Origin of the sequence: Psychromonas algarum, assembly GCF_004376845.1 — a bacterium.
GTDB lineage: Bacteria > Pseudomonadota > Gammaproteobacteria > Enterobacterales > Psychromonadaceae > Psychromonas.
This window is the reverse complement of record NZ_SNUW01000005.1, coordinates 166209-180213: the sequence shown is the minus strand read 5'-3', so window position 1 is coordinate 180213 and position 14005 is coordinate 166209. Positions and strand designations below refer to the sequence as shown.

General features: G+C 36.1%; 14 protein-coding genes and 1 riboswitch. Of the genes, 9 read left to right on the top strand and 5 right to left on the bottom strand.

What is annotated here, in order from left to right; all coding sequences use genetic code 11:
* Positions 1-8: 8 nt before the first annotated feature.
* A complete protein-coding gene (locus E2R68_RS06015) occupies positions 9-503 on the bottom strand; it encodes a MarR family winged helix-turn-helix transcriptional regulator (protein WP_134276595.1) in 495 nt (164 codons plus the stop codon).
* 97 nt (positions 504-600) lie between these two features.
* Here E2R68_RS06015 and E2R68_RS06010 point away from each other — a divergent pair, with 97 nt between their 5' ends.
* Positions 601-1800, top strand: a complete 1200-nt coding sequence (locus tag E2R68_RS06010) for a multidrug effflux MFS transporter (protein ID WP_134276594.1) — start codon at positions 601-603, stop codon at positions 1798-1800.
* Positions 1801-1891: 91 nt separating this feature from the next.
* Here E2R68_RS06010 and E2R68_RS06005 read toward each other — a convergent pair whose 3' ends face one another.
* A complete protein-coding gene (locus tag E2R68_RS06005) occupies positions 1892-2491 on the bottom strand; it encodes a hypothetical protein (RefSeq protein ID WP_134276593.1) in 600 nt (199 codons plus the stop codon).
* Positions 2492-2877: 386 nt separating this feature from the next.
* Between E2R68_RS06005 and E2R68_RS06000 the strand changes: the two genes are divergently transcribed.
* Both E2R68_RS06000 and E2R68_RS05995 read left to right on the top strand, forming a co-directional pair.
* Positions 2878-3747: an MYG1 family protein gene (locus E2R68_RS06000; protein WP_134276592.1), complete on the top strand. Its 870-nt coding sequence runs from the start codon at positions 2878-2880 to the stop codon at positions 3745-3747.
* 177 nt (positions 3748-3924) lie between these two features.
* Positions 3925-5331, top strand: a complete 1407-nt coding sequence (locus E2R68_RS05995) for a class II fumarate hydratase (RefSeq protein WP_134276591.1) — start codon at positions 3925-3927, stop codon at positions 5329-5331.
* Between the two features lie 124 nt (positions 5332-5455).
* Here the strand turns inward: E2R68_RS05995 and pncB are convergent, their stop codons facing one another.
* The 3 genes from pncB to E2R68_RS05980 all read right to left on the bottom strand — a co-directional run bounded on the left by pncB (position 5456) and on the right by E2R68_RS05980 (position 8725).
* Entirely contained in the window at positions 5456-6676 is a 1221-nt protein-coding gene (gene pncB, locus E2R68_RS05990; RefSeq protein ID WP_134276590.1) for a nicotinate phosphoribosyltransferase, read from the bottom strand.
* A complete protein-coding gene (locus E2R68_RS05985) occupies positions 6676-7332 on the bottom strand; it encodes an isochorismatase family protein (protein WP_134276589.1) in 657 nt (218 codons plus the stop codon). Before E2R68_RS05985 ends, pncB begins: the two co-directional genes overlap by 1 nt.
* Before the next feature lie 91 nt (positions 7333-7423).
* The gene (locus E2R68_RS05980) at positions 7424-8725 is read right to left on the bottom strand and encodes a DEAD/DEAH box helicase (protein ID WP_208380133.1); all 1302 of its coding nucleotides are present in this window, start codon (positions 8723-8725) and stop codon (positions 7424-7426) included.
* Between the two features lie 305 nt (positions 8726-9030).
* Here E2R68_RS05980 and E2R68_RS05975 point away from each other — a divergent pair, with 305 nt between their 5' ends.
* From E2R68_RS05975 to E2R68_RS05950, 6 genes are all read left to right on the top strand, one after another.
* Positions 9031-9411: a VOC family protein gene (locus E2R68_RS05975; protein WP_134276587.1), complete on the top strand. Its 381-nt coding sequence runs from the start codon at positions 9031-9033 to the stop codon at positions 9409-9411.
* A 202-nt stretch (positions 9412-9613) separates the two neighbouring features.
* The gene (locus E2R68_RS05970) at positions 9614-10063 is read left to right on the top strand and encodes a GNAT family N-acetyltransferase (RefSeq protein WP_134276586.1); all 450 of its coding nucleotides are present in this window, start codon (positions 9614-9616) and stop codon (positions 10061-10063) included.
* A gap of 259 nt (positions 10064-10322) precedes the next feature.
* Positions 10323-10419, top strand: a riboswitch (guanidine-I (ykkC/yxkD leader).
* A 52-nt stretch (positions 10420-10471) separates the two neighbouring features.
* Positions 10472-11560 (top strand): putative urea ABC transporter substrate-binding protein, encoded by a 1089-nt coding sequence (locus E2R68_RS05965; RefSeq protein WP_134276585.1) that lies wholly within the window; start codon positions 10472-10474, stop codon positions 11558-11560.
* A 10-nt stretch (positions 11561-11570) separates the two neighbouring features.
* Positions 11571-12392: an ABC transporter permease gene (locus tag E2R68_RS05960; protein ID WP_134276584.1), complete on the top strand. Its 822-nt coding sequence runs from the start codon at positions 11571-11573 to the stop codon at positions 12390-12392.
* Positions 12392-13225, top strand: a complete 834-nt coding sequence (locus E2R68_RS05955) for an ABC transporter ATP-binding protein (protein ID WP_134276583.1) — start codon at positions 12392-12394, stop codon at positions 13223-13225. Before E2R68_RS05960 ends, E2R68_RS05955 begins: the two co-directional genes overlap by 1 nt.
* The gene (locus E2R68_RS05950) at positions 13218-14003 is read left to right on the top strand and encodes an urea amidolyase associated protein UAAP1 (RefSeq protein WP_134276582.1); all 786 of its coding nucleotides are present in this window, start codon (positions 13218-13220) and stop codon (positions 14001-14003) included. The genes E2R68_RS05955 and E2R68_RS05950 overlap by 8 nt, the downstream gene beginning before the upstream one ends.
* Positions 14004-14005: the final 2 nt, after the last annotated feature.

Here is a 14005-nt window from a genome sequence, read left to right as displayed (position 1 = left end):
TGTGATTATTATTCCCAGATACCTAACATTTTATTAAGTAGCTTATTTAAAGTGTGTTTTTCATCCTTAGATAGGATAGCTAGTTTTTTCTGTTCCTGTGTATGTAAGTCAACAATAATTCGGTTAATTAACTGTTCTCCCGCTTCAGTTAATTGTACTAACTTTCCTCTTTTATCATTTGGATTATTAATGCGCTGAACTAACCCTGCATCTGTTATGCGCTTTAACACTTTTGTTAAACCGCCTGATGTAAACAACATCGCCGTTGATAATTCAGTAGGCGATAATGAATAAGGCACGGCTTGCTTTCTTAGGGTTTCTAAAGCACCAAAGTCTGCAGCTTGGAGATTATATGCAGTTAATACCTGATTGAGATGCTGATACAAATGATCATGAACTCGATAAATACGTAATATTTCAGGTGATAACCCTTGATAGGATTGTGGCCAGTTTTCTTTGGTTAGTTTAAGTATATTAGTGACAGGTGTTTGTTTATCGATCATTTTGACTCTCCCAGATAATGGCAATATACCTTGCTAGAAAGGTAATATCCAGTTAACATCTTTTCTTTCTGGAAAGATAAATAAAAACTGAGGTTTTATGAGTAAACATATCGCTATGCCATTATTACTGCTATTGGCAGGCATTTCTGCATTAACACCTTTTGCGACCGATGGTTATTTATCGGCAATTCCAATAATGGCTACGGATTTAAATGCCGATATTTCATTAATTGCGATCACCGTTAGTTTGTATATTTTAGGCTTGGCTATTGGACAAATAATCGGCGGGCCGTTATCTGATAAATTTGGTCGTAAACCTATTATCGTACTTGGCTTGGTATTGTTTTCTCTTGGTAGTTTTTTAATCCCTTATGCCACGTCATTGCATTTACTTTGGGCATTACGTTTGTTTCAAGCTATTGGTGGCGGTATCGCTGTTGTGGGAGTGCCAGCAATCATTCGTGATAATACTGTCGGTAAAGACTCGGCTCGTTTATTTTCTTTGATCATGTTGATCACCATGTTAGCGCCTTCAATTGCACCTTCAGTGGGTACGCTTATATTAAAAACATTAAATTGGGAGTGGATTTTTACTTCATTAGGTTTGATGGGCAGTTTAGTGACTTTATGCGTTATTTTTATTATGCCAAAACAAAATAGAGTGCAGCACAGTATCAAGAGAATGGGATATTTAAGTGTGTTCAGAGAGCGTCAAGCTTTAGGGTATTTATTAGCACAAGCTTTTGCATTATCGGTATTGATGACATTTTTAACAAATGTTCCTTTTGCTTATATCGAACATTTTGGTGTTTCTGAAACGGTATTCTCTATTTTATTATTTTTGAATGTTGCAGGTGTGGTGGTCATCAATAGATTGAATAATTTCCTATTGCATAAACATGAACCAAGCTCTTTATTAAAAATATTTCTAAGCATGCAATTTACGGGAGTGCTGATATTAGTTAGTGCAACTGCATTTTTCTCAGAACATTTATGGGTAAGCGTATTTGGTTTTGTGACTATTATTGCAGCAATGGGTGGTATTATGCCTAATTCGAGTGCTTGTTTTATGTTTTATTTTGGAAAAAATGCAGGAGTAGCGGCTGCTGTTTTAGGGGCTACTCAGTATGTTACCGCAGCTGTAGTAAGTGCTATTGCTGCCATATTAATAACCGATTCAATGTGGCCAATGGTGCTTGTGATGATGGTGGCAAGTTGTATTGCACTTTTTGGGGCGTTAGTCAGTTCACATGTGCAGTTAGATGAAGTGTCATTAACTGAGAGTACAGCTATTTAAGCTATTATATAAGTACCTGTTATTTTCTTTGGTGTATAAAAAACTCAGCTAATTAGCTGAGTTTTTTATTGCTTTCTCATTTGTGCTTGGTTTATTTAGTTTCTGATTTTCTGAATAAACTACCATTAAATAAGCTAACAATAATTGAAAAGAAACTAACAGTTGAAGCGGCGGCTGCACTTTCTGCACTTTCAGCTTTAAGTTCTGCTTTATTTTCTGGCACTGAACGCATAAGTTCGCTTAAATCTAGACCATCGAAAACAAAACCATCTCGGTCTGTTTCTTGTTCTTCATATTTGTCGATTAACAAATCAAGGATATTGATCATCACACTGGTTTTATTGAGTGAACCTGTATTATCAAATACTGCACCATTACCTAGTTCAACAGTTGTTCTACGGGCTCTAAATGAACTCTTCTGCTCACTCATTTGACGCCATGTTAAGAAATTGACTGAGGTTTCAACTTTAATGTCATTTTGCCAATAAATACCATCACGTCCTATTACGATCCCTCGATGAAACTTTGTAAAAGAGGTACGCATCGCCGCCAAAACATATTCATCATCAGGGATATCTAAAACCGCACGTGCATAATGCTCGATTTCACGTGGTACAAGGGGATTCATATTGAAGTTATTTTCCCCATGATAAAATGTTAGGATTTTTACTATCTCATCCAGCACAATCATTTAGTTACTCCTTGATAAAATTTAGGTCGCTATCTTACCTAGCTTTAGTGAATGAGTATAGAAAGAAACAAAGCGTCAGCCCGCAAAAATACTGATTGAATAGGATAAAATCAGTATTTTCTTCAGTTATGCTTTTTTTGTGATAAAAGCTTTTTACAATTTGTCGTTTATCACTACATGATTTACTTTGTTGTTGTAAATAATCTATCACTATCAACAATAATGAATGCTGATATAGGTATTTAACATCGTTTATTTGTAATGAGCTTGCTATAGTAGTCGGTTATATTTCTCGCTGATTGATAACATAAAATAAAGTGTTATTAAAAAGTAGCTGATCATCTCTTTTTCTTTGCAAAAAGACACTTAATAAATAAGCAATACATATGAATAATATAACAATAGCAACGCATAACGGTAACTTTCACGCTGATGATGTTTTTAGTGTTGCAACACTAAAAAATATCTTTCCTTCTTATGAACTCATCCGTACTCGCGATTTAGAGCTTATTAATAAAGCTGACATCGTTCTGGATGTTGGTGGTGTTTATGATGCTGATGCAGGACGTTTTGATCATCATCAACGTGGTGGAGCAGGGGAACGAGAAAATGGTATTCCTTATTCTTCATTTGGTTTGATTTGGCAAAAATATGGTTTAACACTTTGCCAAGGTGATCAAGAGGTTGCTAATTCAGTTGATGCGGGACTTGTTTCTAATATCGATGCAATAGATTGTGGTCATGTAGAAGGAGTATCAACAGGTATTAGTTTGAGTCAAACTATTTCAATGTTTAATCCAACTTGGCAAGAAGATGCTGATTTTGATGGAAGTTTTGAACAAGCCGTTGAATTTGCATCATCTGTTTTATTGCGTTTTATTGCCTCTGCAAGTGGTGGCATTAATGCAAAAGCGATTGTAGCTAAAGCAATAGAAGATGCTGAAGATCCAAGAGTGATAGTATTAGAAAAATATATTCCATGGAAAAGAACCGTTCATGCATTATCTTCTACCGCTTTATACATGGTGTATCCATCACAAACAGGTCAGTGGAGAATTCAAACCGTACCAGTAGAGCCTGGGTCGTTTGAAGATAGAAAATCATTGCCAGCAGCGTGGGCTGGTTTGAATGACAAAGCATTACAAGAAGTGACGGGGATTGAAGATGCAATGTTCTGCCATAATGGTTTATTCATTGCGGGTTCTGAATCATTTGCAAGTACGATGAAAATGGCGGCAATGGCTTTACAAGCGTAATTTCATAAGCGTAGTTATTCGAACAATAAGACACACTATCAATTCCAATAAAAAAGTGAATATCTATATATTCACTTTTCTCGTTTACTTTTACAACTTACGCTCTACGACCTGCTAGTATTATGTGATTACTTCCATTTAAATCGATTCATCTACTTTAATGATTGAGGATTTAACATGAAAAACACTCGTACAGAACAAGATAGCATGGGAAAAATTGAAGTCGCCAAAGAAGCACTCTATGGAGCACAAACACAACGTGCTATTAATAACTTCCCTGTCAGCGGCAAACCATTACCTGAATCTTTTATTCGTTCATTATTATTAATTAAAGCTGCGGCAGCTAAAAGCAATGTTGAGTTACAGCAGATCCCTGAAAAAATGGGAGCTGCGATTAATCAAGCAGTTACTCAGTTGTTAGCTGATCCTGAATTGATGAGTCATTTCCCTATCGATATTTTTCAAACAGGATCTGCTACGAGTACAAATATGAATGCTAATGAAGTATTAGCGAGGATCAGCAGTCAATTGTATGGTGAAAATGTTTGCGCAAATGATCATATCAATTGTAGTCAAAGCAGTAATGATGTTATTCCAACGGCTATTCATGTTAGTGCATCCCTTACTTTACACAACAACTTACTTCCTGCATTACAAAAACTTGTTGTGACAACACACGATAAAGCAAATAGTGTTGATCAGCATATAAAAACGGGGCGAACTCATTTAATGGATGCAATGCCTGTTCGTTTAAGTCAAAGCTTAAATGCTTGGGCTTCTCAAATACAACAAAATATTCAACATTTACAATCCTTACAAGTAAGCATACAAAGTTTGGCACAAGGTGGTACGGCGGTAGGTACAGGTATTAATGCAGATCCTCGATTTGCAAAAATATTTAATGGAATGCTTTCTGACATGACAGGATTACAATTTACACCTGCCGAAAACTTTTTCACACATATAGCCACCCAAGACATTGTTGTTTCACTATCTGGACAATTAAAAGCAACGGCGGTTTCGATCATCAAAATTGCGAATGACTTACGTTGGATGAATTCAGGCCCATTAGCAGGTTTAGGGGAGATACAGTTACAAGCATTGCAGCCTGGATCTTCTATTATGCCTGGTAAAGTGAACCCTGTGATTGCAGAGTCTGCCGCTATGGTGGGAGCACAAGTTATCGGTAACGATGCTGCCATTACTATTGCAGGGCAGTCAGGTAATTTCGAATTAAATGTGATGTTACCTTTAGTTGCGCATAATTTATTGTTTAGCATTGATATCTTAGCGAATGTGAGTGTGTTACTAGCGGATAAGGCGATTAAAACCTTTACAGTAAATGAAGAAAATTTAAAACATGCACTAACAAGAAACCCAATTTTGGTTACCGCATTAAATCCTGTTATAGGTTATGAAAAGGCAGCAAAAATTGCCAAGATTGCCTATGCTGAAGGCCGAGCGATTATCGATGTAGCTGTTGAACACACAGATTTATCACGGGAAGAGTTAACTGTGCTACTTGATCCAGCTAAATTAACGGAAGGTGGGATCAATACTAATCACACTAATAGTATTGTGTAATACATGTTTTAAGCTATTGATAAAAAAGTATTAGTTGAGTGCAATATAAAATTCATCCTAAAATAGGTGTTAATGTTAATGTTAATGTTAATGTTTATGGATTTTAAGGATGAAAATAATAAAACTATTTTGATGTTTTAACAGTGCTTGGATCTATGCCATATTGAGTGGCTAAGTATTGTAAATAACCAATGTCTTCACACATGCTTTTACCCGGCTCATCTGATATTTTGGCTACAGGTTTGTTATTTACTGTTACCATTTTAATAACGATATTTAGTGGTACATTACCTACATCATTCATTAAATTAGTACCAATCCCAAAAGAAACCTTAATGCGGCCTCTGAAACGTTTCCAAATTTCTATCATCAATGGGAAATCTAATGAGTCGCTAAATACTAAGGTTTTATTCATGGGGTCAATGCCCATATCTTGATATAAACGAATTGCTTTTTCACCCCAAATATAGGGGCATCCACTATCATGACGTAACCCATCATAAAGCTTGCCAAAATAAGGATCAGAAAAATCTTGGATAAAGGAATCCATGGAATAACAATCAGTTAATGCAATACCCAATTCACCTCGATATTCTCTAACCCAGCCCTCTAATGCCGCTTTTTGAGCATCAGCTAAACGTGTTACAGCTTGCCAGCTTTGAAACCACTCATGTGCCATTGTTCCAACAACGGGTAAGTTTAATGTTCGTGCAAAGTGTAAGTTACTGGTGCCTAAAAAAGTATTAGGTAATTGTTTTTTTAAGGTTTGTAATACCTCTTTTTGCCATTCTTTACTTGCACGACGACGAGTACCAAAATCGATAAAGTTAAAATTTTGTAACTCTTTTTCTGCTTCAAGTAGTTTCATTTTTAAGGCTAATTTTTCTCTGGCAATAAACAGGTTAAAACCATTACAATTTTGGTAAGTATGTAATTCACTGATGATAGATAAAGCATAAATTTCTAATAAACTCACATGTAATAGTGGGCCGTCAAAACGTAAACTAATATTGTGACCATCTGAATGTAACTGTACAAATTTCATGTTTAGTTTGAAGATGCGCAAAAACTCAATAAAGTCAGGTTTAATATATGAATATTGAGATAGATAAATAAGTTCTTGATCACTGAAAGAGAGGGTACATAGATGTTCGAGTTGGCGCTGAATTTCGGGGATTAAGTTGGTTAAATCAATATCTTCTTTATTACGACAAGTAAATTTCCATTGTACATTTACCAGTCGGAATTCAGTAGCATGATAAAAAGCTTGTAGCATGGTTATTTTATAAAAATCGATATCCATTAAACTGTTAATTAAATAACGATCTGCTTTTTGATTATTCATTACAGCTCCAATGCTTTACTGTCTGTGATCACGATTGCACCTGCTTGTTGCATTTCTTGGCAAGCAAGTTGTGTTGATTCTTCAGCAACACCGCGACAAGCTGCTAGATTTACAATGACTTGAAAGCCTGCTCGGCAAAGCTGTAATACCGTCGTTTTCACGCAAAAATCAGTTGCTAATCCACCGACGATAATGGTTTTAATCTTTTTTGAAAGCAGCCATGTAATAATCCCTGTGCTGTCATTTTCTGCTAGATCATGGTAACAAGCGCCATAGGGATGTTTAAGAGGATCCATTCCTTTTTCAACGACAAAATCATAGTCATTTTCATCAGGTAAGCCTGGGATCAAAGCATTACCTTTTGTACCAACGATACAATGAGCGGGCCATTTGATATCTAAATTAGGATAATCACCTATAACGGGAGTCATAATTTCATCGAGGGAGTTGGCAATCCAAGGGGCTTGAGCAGGGTGGCAATCTTTACTGACTATTCGGTAAGAAGCAAACTGTGCTTGTGTATTCAGTTCATGGGCAATTAAATGCCCTTGTTCAATGGGTAATTCATTTGGACACAATGGAGTAAAGCCACATTGAGGGTCGACATCAAAACTGGCTGTTGTCGATTTTGTTATAGATTGCTCAAATTTGATCATATTTACTCCATGATGTTATTTATCAACCTCAGCTATTAATAAAGCAGCATCGTATGATGCTATCAGTTTGCTTAGAGGTTTATTATGTAGATTAAACATTACCTAGCCAAATATCTGCATTCACTTGTTGTTTATTTTTACGTTTTTTCTTACCACTGCCTTCTGGTTTTGCTACGGGCTTATTTGTAGAAGAAAAAACATCTTTCTCAAATTCAATGGTTTCAAACCCTGCCACTTGTTCTCGTTCTAGGCGTAGTTTGTTTTTCTTCTCGATAACATTGAAGTGATGATAATCTTCATGATCGATAATTGACAATGCTAAACCAACTTCACCCGCACGACCACTTCGACCAATTCGGTGCATATAATCAGCTGGGCTTCTTGGTAAGTCAAAGTTGATCACCACGGGCAGTTTTTCAATATCTAAACCACGAGCGGCAATATCGGTTGCGATTAATACTTGAATTTCACCCGCTTTAAACGCATCAAGCACACGAGTACGCGCACCTTGTCCTTTATCTCCGTGGAATACTTCCGCAGTAATACCGCGTTTAGACAATTTATCTGCTAAGTGATTACAAGCATTTTTAGCGTTCACAAAAATAAGTGATTGTTGCCATTTATGTTGCTTAATCAAATGTGCTAACAGGGCGGTTTTTTGTCCTTTATTAACAGTGAATACACGTTGAACTAATGTGCTTGAATCAGCACTTTGTAACTGAATTTCCACAGGATCATTAAGTAAGTCCAATGTTAATGCTTTTACTTGTTCAGGAAACGTTGCAGAGAAAAGTAATGTTTGTTTTTGTTTTGGCATTAATGCTAATAATGAAGCAAGCTCTTCGGTAAAACCAAGGCTTAACATGCGGTCAGCTTCATCTAGTATCAATGTTTTGACGTTATCTAACTTAATGGCATTACTTGAGATTAAATCTAATAAGCGACCTGGTGTTGCCACTAAAATATCAGTACCTCCACGTAAAGCTAACATTTGAGTATTAGCTGAAACACCGCCAAATACAGCAACAGTTTTAATTGCACCGTTAAAATGCACAGCATAAGACTTGATACTATCTGCCACTTGTTTTGCAAGTTCACGAGTAGGGACTAACACTAAGCCTGTTACATAATTACCATCATTATTGTTATGCTTTGTTGTTTTTATTTTATGTAGATACTGTAATAGCGGAAGAGCAAACGCAGCTGTTTTACCTGAGCCTGTATTTGCACCAGCAATTAAATCTCGTCTTGCTAAAACACTTGGAATAGCTTGTGCTTGAATGGGAGTTGGCTGTTGGTATTTCATCTCAGTTAGTCGTGCTAACAGGGGTTGAATTAGACCAAGTTCAGTAAAGTTGTTTGGTGTTGGCTGGTTTGTTGTCGCAATGCTCATTAATATAAAAAACTCAAATGTTAGATAATAGGGCGTTATTTTAGCTTATTTATAGATGATTGAGTGATTTAAATTAATGAAGTGTTGTTTGATAGATATTAAGTCCATTAGAAGGTTATATACTCAAAGTGCGAAGAAACTTAGTCTATAAGTTATTCGCTGTAAGATTTTATTATTCACCAAGGAAATATTTTTATGCCAGTAGCAATACAGCTGGCAGGATGAGTTATTATGTTCCTAGGCGTTTTATTCACATTAAATGTGTCATTTTAAATGCTAAATATAACAATTAATGAGGTCATATTATGAATAGTAATCCAGTTGCTTGGTTCGAAATATATGTAAATGATATGTCTAGAGCGAAAGAGTTTTATGAATCAGTACTGAAGGTTGAATTGCAGGCACTAGGAGATCCTAATGATTCAACTATTGAAATGTTTGCTTTCCCTTCTAACATGGAAAAATATGGTGCGACGGGGGCATTAGTTAAAATGGACGGATTATCTGCGGGTGGTAATAGTACTTTGATCTATTTTTCATGTGAAAACTGTGCAGTAGAAGAAGCAAGAGTCAAAGAAGCTGGTGGTCAAATTCAAAAACCAAAAATGTCTATTGGTGAATATGGTTTTATCTCTTTAGCCATCGATTCAGAAGGTAATATGTTTGGCTTACATTCCTCGCAATAACAAGTGGAATATGTATCAATTGAGTTGGTTTATTCACCAACTCCTATTCTACTCTTGAAGCTGTTTTTTTAACTGCTGCTGTTTCTGAAGATTGTGAGTCAAAATATTACTACAAACGTTATTATCGTTTATTACCATGAGCATTTCTTAAATGCTTAATGAAGATGCATTAACTAGGTTCGCTAATACGGATATAAAATAAATGAATGACTTTTCTTTAAAAGTGGCGACTGAGAAAGATGTTGAATTTTTAACCTCTGTACTTGTTTCTTCTGCTCCTGAAAATATAAATGTTGAAGATACAGAGCTAAATAATTGTAAAAAAAAAGTTTTAGCTGAAATAAGAGGGCAAATACTTGATAGCGTAACTTATGTAATTGAGTATGAAAGAAAAAGAATAGGCAGGTTACGTTTGCTTAAAAAAAATGATGAGTTATTTATTGGTGGCATACAACTTTTAGCTCGTTATCAAAATGTAGGTATTGGTAGCTCAATACTTAATTCCTTGATTACACAAGCATCAATGTCGCATAAGCCTTTACGACTTGAGGTTGAAAAAAGTAATCACAAAGCTAAAAAACTATATATTCAGCTTGGTTTTACTGTTGAGCAAGATTTTGAAGATGTTGAGATTATGGTTAAGTTGAATTAATACAACATTATTCAAAGGGCTTTTAAAAATACCCTCCTAATTTTCTGCACAAATTCATATTTAATGCAATGCCGATAAGCACTAAGTTGGATCTTTTTTTAATTTAATGAACTTTTATGGTGCGCGAATAAAAAGGCTAAAAATATAATTTTAACTTATGTTGTTGTATTTGTTAGCAATAACAAATTGGCATCAGATTTGCTTCTCTTAAAATACTCGTATGAGGATATTGGGATTTTTAAACCATTGTCACAATTTGGTAATAGACATCTAGGGTTCCGGCTTTTTAGCGACTGGACCGAGAGTTGTCGACCTTTTATTTGAAGGTTACACGGAGGGATAAAAGCCCGGGAGAAGATAAGAGCAATGTCTCTCATACTTTTTTCAGTGTAATTTAAGGATAAATATATGAAACTTACTAAATATTTGAGTCACTCAGTCACAAAATTAATCACGATTAGTACTCTTTTATGCGTGATTATTCTTACCCCATCTACTGCGCTCGCAGAAAGTAAATCAAAATTTCGTTTAGCTTGGACTATTTATGTTGGCTGGATGCCGTGGGATTACGGTAATGCATCTGGCATTATCAAAAAATGGGCTGACAAATACGATATTGATATTGAAATTGTACAAGTAAATGATTATGTCGAATCAATTAATCAATACACTGCTGGTGGTTTTGATGCAACTGTGATGACTAACATGGATGCGTTAACTATTCCTGCTGCTAGTGGTGTTGATTCTACCGCTGTGATTATCGGTGATTTCTCAAATGGTAATGATGGTGTTGTCCTTAAAGGTAAAAAAACATTAGCTGATATTAAAGGGCAAAATGTCAACTTAGTTGAGTTAAGTGTTTCACATTATTTATTAGCTCGTGCACTAGAAAGTGTGTCATTAACTGAACGTGATGTACGTGTTGTAAATACTTCTGATGCCGATCTTGTTGGTGCCTTCACAACAAATGATGTGACTTCTGTAACAACATGGAATCCACTATTAAGTGAAATAACGGCTATGCCAAATACGAGCAAAGTTTTTGACTCTTCTATGATCCCCGGTGAAATTATTGACCTATTAGTCATTAACACTGAAACATTAAACGATAACCCTAAACTTGCAAAAGCTTTAACAGGCGCTTGGTATGAAATTATGGAAACCATGCAAGGCAATGATAAAAAAGCGATTGATGCTCGTACTATGATGGCTGAAGCTTCTGGTACTGATTTAGCTGGTTACGATGCTCAGCTTGCTTCTACAAAAATGTTTTTCAAGCCACAAGATGCTGTTGCTTTCAATAATAGTGCAGAGCTAAAGAATACCATGGGTAAAGTAGCAGAATTCTCATTTGAACATGGTCTTTTAGGTGAAGGCGCAAGTGATGCCAAGTTTATTGGTGTTGAAACACCAAGTGGCATTTACGGTAATAAGCAAAATATAAAACTTCGTTTTAGTCCTTTATATATGCAAATGGCTGTCGACAACAAACTATAAGGTTAAGCTTATGCGCCTGATGAATAGTAAGCCAAGCCGTTCTATGCGAATTGTTTTAGGCTTGTTACCTTTTATCATTTTAGTGGTTATCTATACACTAGCATCTGATGCTCGTTTATTAGATAACCCAAGTGATAAATTATTACCTGCATGGTCAAGTTTTTCTGATGCAATACAGCGTATGGCATTTGAACCTAGTCGACGAACAGGTGAATACTTATTATGGGTAGATACTGCTGCTAGTTTACAGCGCCTGTTACTTGGGGTTGGTATTAGCGCCTTAATTGGTTTAGTTATTGGTGTTGTAAATGGTTTATTACCTTTATATCGTGCGACTTTATCTCCACTTGTTACGGCTATTTCTTTAATTCCGCCAATGGCGATATTACCGATACTGTTTATTGTATTTGGTTTAGGTGAATTATCTAAAGTGATGCTGATTATTATTGGTATCTGTCCCATTTTAATTCGTGATTTACAGTTACGTACACAATCCTTGCCAGTTGAACAATTATTAAAAGCGCAGACGTTAGGCGCGAATACATGGCAAATAATGATCAGAGTTGTGTTACCACAAGTATTGCCTGCATTATTAAATGCCGTACGTTTAACCTTAGGTAGTGCATGGTTATTCTTGATTGCCGGTGAAGCGATTGCTGCAACAGAAGGTTTAGGATATCGCATCTTTTTAATTCGTCGTTACTTAGCGATGGATGTGATTTTACCTTATGTAGTTTGGATTACTATATTGGCATTTTTAATGGATACCATTTTACGACTTATTTCTAAACGTGCTTTTCCTTGGTTCCACGGTAAAAGAGGGGAAGAGTAATGACAGAGTCGATTATTAAAAATGCAGTCAAACCAATTATTGAGATTAAAAAAGTTTGGAAAGAATACGGTGATCATATTGTATTAGAAAAACTGAACTTAAATGTACAAGCAGGTGAGTTTATTAGCATCGTTGGTGCTTCTGGTTGTGGTAAAACAACTTTGCTAAATATGCTATTAGGCACTGAAGCACATAGCCGAGGTGAAATATTACTTGATGGTAAACCTATGCCAACAGAGCCAAATGCAACACGTGGTATTGTTTTTCAAAAATATTCAGCTTTTCCTCACCTTAATGCATTAGAAAACGTGATGTTAGGTGCTGAGTTTGCCAAAGCGCCTTTGTTGGGCAAAGTATTTGGTCAACAACGTAAAGCAATCAAAGAAAAAGCGTTAGATATGTTAACCGCAGTGGGGTTAGGGCATGCCGCAAAGCGTTACCCAAGTGAACTATCAGGCGGTATGCAACAACGTTTAGCGATTGCTCAAGCGTTGATAAAAGAACCTCGTATTTTATTACTTGATGAACCTTTTGGCGCACTTGATCCTGGTATTCGCAAAGACATGCACAAGCTGGTGCGTGAATTATGGCAAAAGCGTGGTTTAACTATTTTCATGATAACCCATGATTTGTCAGAAGGATTCAGCCTAGGATCTCGCGTTTGGGTATTAGATAAACCTAGAATTGATCCACAACAACCGGAACGCTATGGAGCACAAGTTGTTTACGATATAGCCCTTAATTCGACACAAATTATCCCATCATCCATACAGACTTTAATAGAAAAAGAAGCAGCAGTTAAAAATACTGTTCAGGAGAATACTCATGAGTAATGACCAACTATCACAAGATGTGATTTATCAAGATACTATCCCTGGTGCAAGCCATTGGTCGATGGTTATTCCAGCAGGAAAAATTTTAGCAGTTACCGATATTGAAGGTGGTGCCAATGTTTCAATGTTATTTTATAACCCACGTAACTTGTTAGAGCGTTACAACGCACCTGACACTTTAAAATGTCAGCATACCTTTAAGTTAACAGATGGCCATTGTCTGTATTCAGATATGGGCCGTATTTTCTGCTCTATTGTTCGTGATGATACAAACTGGATTGATAGTGTAGGCGGCGTGGCGAATAAACAAAAAGTAGCGGATAAATGGGGCATTAGAAACTATCAAAGCGACCGTAATGCTTGGTTGCAAAATGGACACGACAGTTTGTTAGTTGAAGTGGCTAAATATGGTTTAGGCAAGCGAGACTTAGCGGCAAACATTAATATTTTTAGCAAAGTTAAAACCGATGATGAAGGTAACTTAGAGTTTGTTACTGCTCATAGTAAAGCCGGTGATACCGTTGAATTACGTTTTGAAATGGAAACGCTAGTTGTATTTTCTACCTGTCCACATCCAATGAATCCAGCAAGTGAATACCCTAATCGCTCAGTGAGTATTGCATTAAGCGATGCGCCTAAAATGACAAGTGATGATAAATGTTTAAATTCAAGTGATGAAAATGGCCGTGGTTTTGAAAATAATCGTCGTTATAATTTACAACGTAATTTGCACCATCGCTGTTCACATGCACATCACACTGAAAACCAAGGAGCATAATC

Excerpts from the sequence above, each read along its gene's own strand:
- E2R68_RS06015 (WP_134276595.1), bottom strand. The coding sequence starts at position 503 with ATGATCGATAAACAAACACCTGTCACTAATATACTTAAACTAACCAAA.
- E2R68_RS06010 (WP_134276594.1), top strand. The coding sequence starts at position 601 with ATGAGTAAACATATCGCTATGCCATTATTACTGCTATTGGCAGGCATT.
- E2R68_RS06005 (WP_134276593.1), bottom strand. The coding sequence starts at position 2,491 with ATGATTGTGCTGGATGAGATAGTAAAAATCCTAACATTTTATCATGGG.
- E2R68_RS06000 (WP_134276592.1), top strand. The coding sequence starts at position 2,878 with ATGAATAATATAACAATAGCAACGCATAACGGTAACTTTCACGCTGAT.
- E2R68_RS05995 (WP_134276591.1), top strand. The coding sequence starts at position 3,925 with ATGAAAAACACTCGTACAGAACAAGATAGCATGGGAAAAATTGAAGTC.
- pncB (WP_134276590.1), bottom strand. The coding sequence starts at position 6,676 with ATGAATAATCAAAAAGCAGATCGTTATTTAATTAACAGTTTAATGGAT.
- E2R68_RS05985 (WP_134276589.1), bottom strand. The coding sequence starts at position 7,332 with ATGATCAAATTTGAGCAATCTATAACAAAATCGACAACAGCCAGTTTT.
- E2R68_RS05980 (WP_208380133.1), bottom strand. The coding sequence starts at position 8,725 with ATGAGCATTGCGACAACAAACCAGCCAACACCAAACAACTTTACTGAA.
- E2R68_RS05975 (WP_134276587.1), top strand. The coding sequence starts at position 9,031 with ATGAATAGTAATCCAGTTGCTTGGTTCGAAATATATGTAAATGATATG.
- E2R68_RS05970 (WP_134276586.1), top strand. The coding sequence starts at position 9,614 with ATGAATGACTTTTCTTTAAAAGTGGCGACTGAGAAAGATGTTGAATTT.
- E2R68_RS05965 (WP_134276585.1), top strand. The coding sequence starts at position 10,472 with ATGAAACTTACTAAATATTTGAGTCACTCAGTCACAAAATTAATCACG.
- E2R68_RS05960 (WP_134276584.1), top strand. The coding sequence starts at position 11,571 with ATGCGCCTGATGAATAGTAAGCCAAGCCGTTCTATGCGAATTGTTTTA.
- E2R68_RS05955 (WP_134276583.1), top strand. The coding sequence starts at position 12,392 with ATGACAGAGTCGATTATTAAAAATGCAGTCAAACCAATTATTGAGATT.
- E2R68_RS05950 (WP_134276582.1), top strand. The coding sequence starts at position 13,218 with ATGAGTAATGACCAACTATCACAAGATGTGATTTATCAAGATACTATC.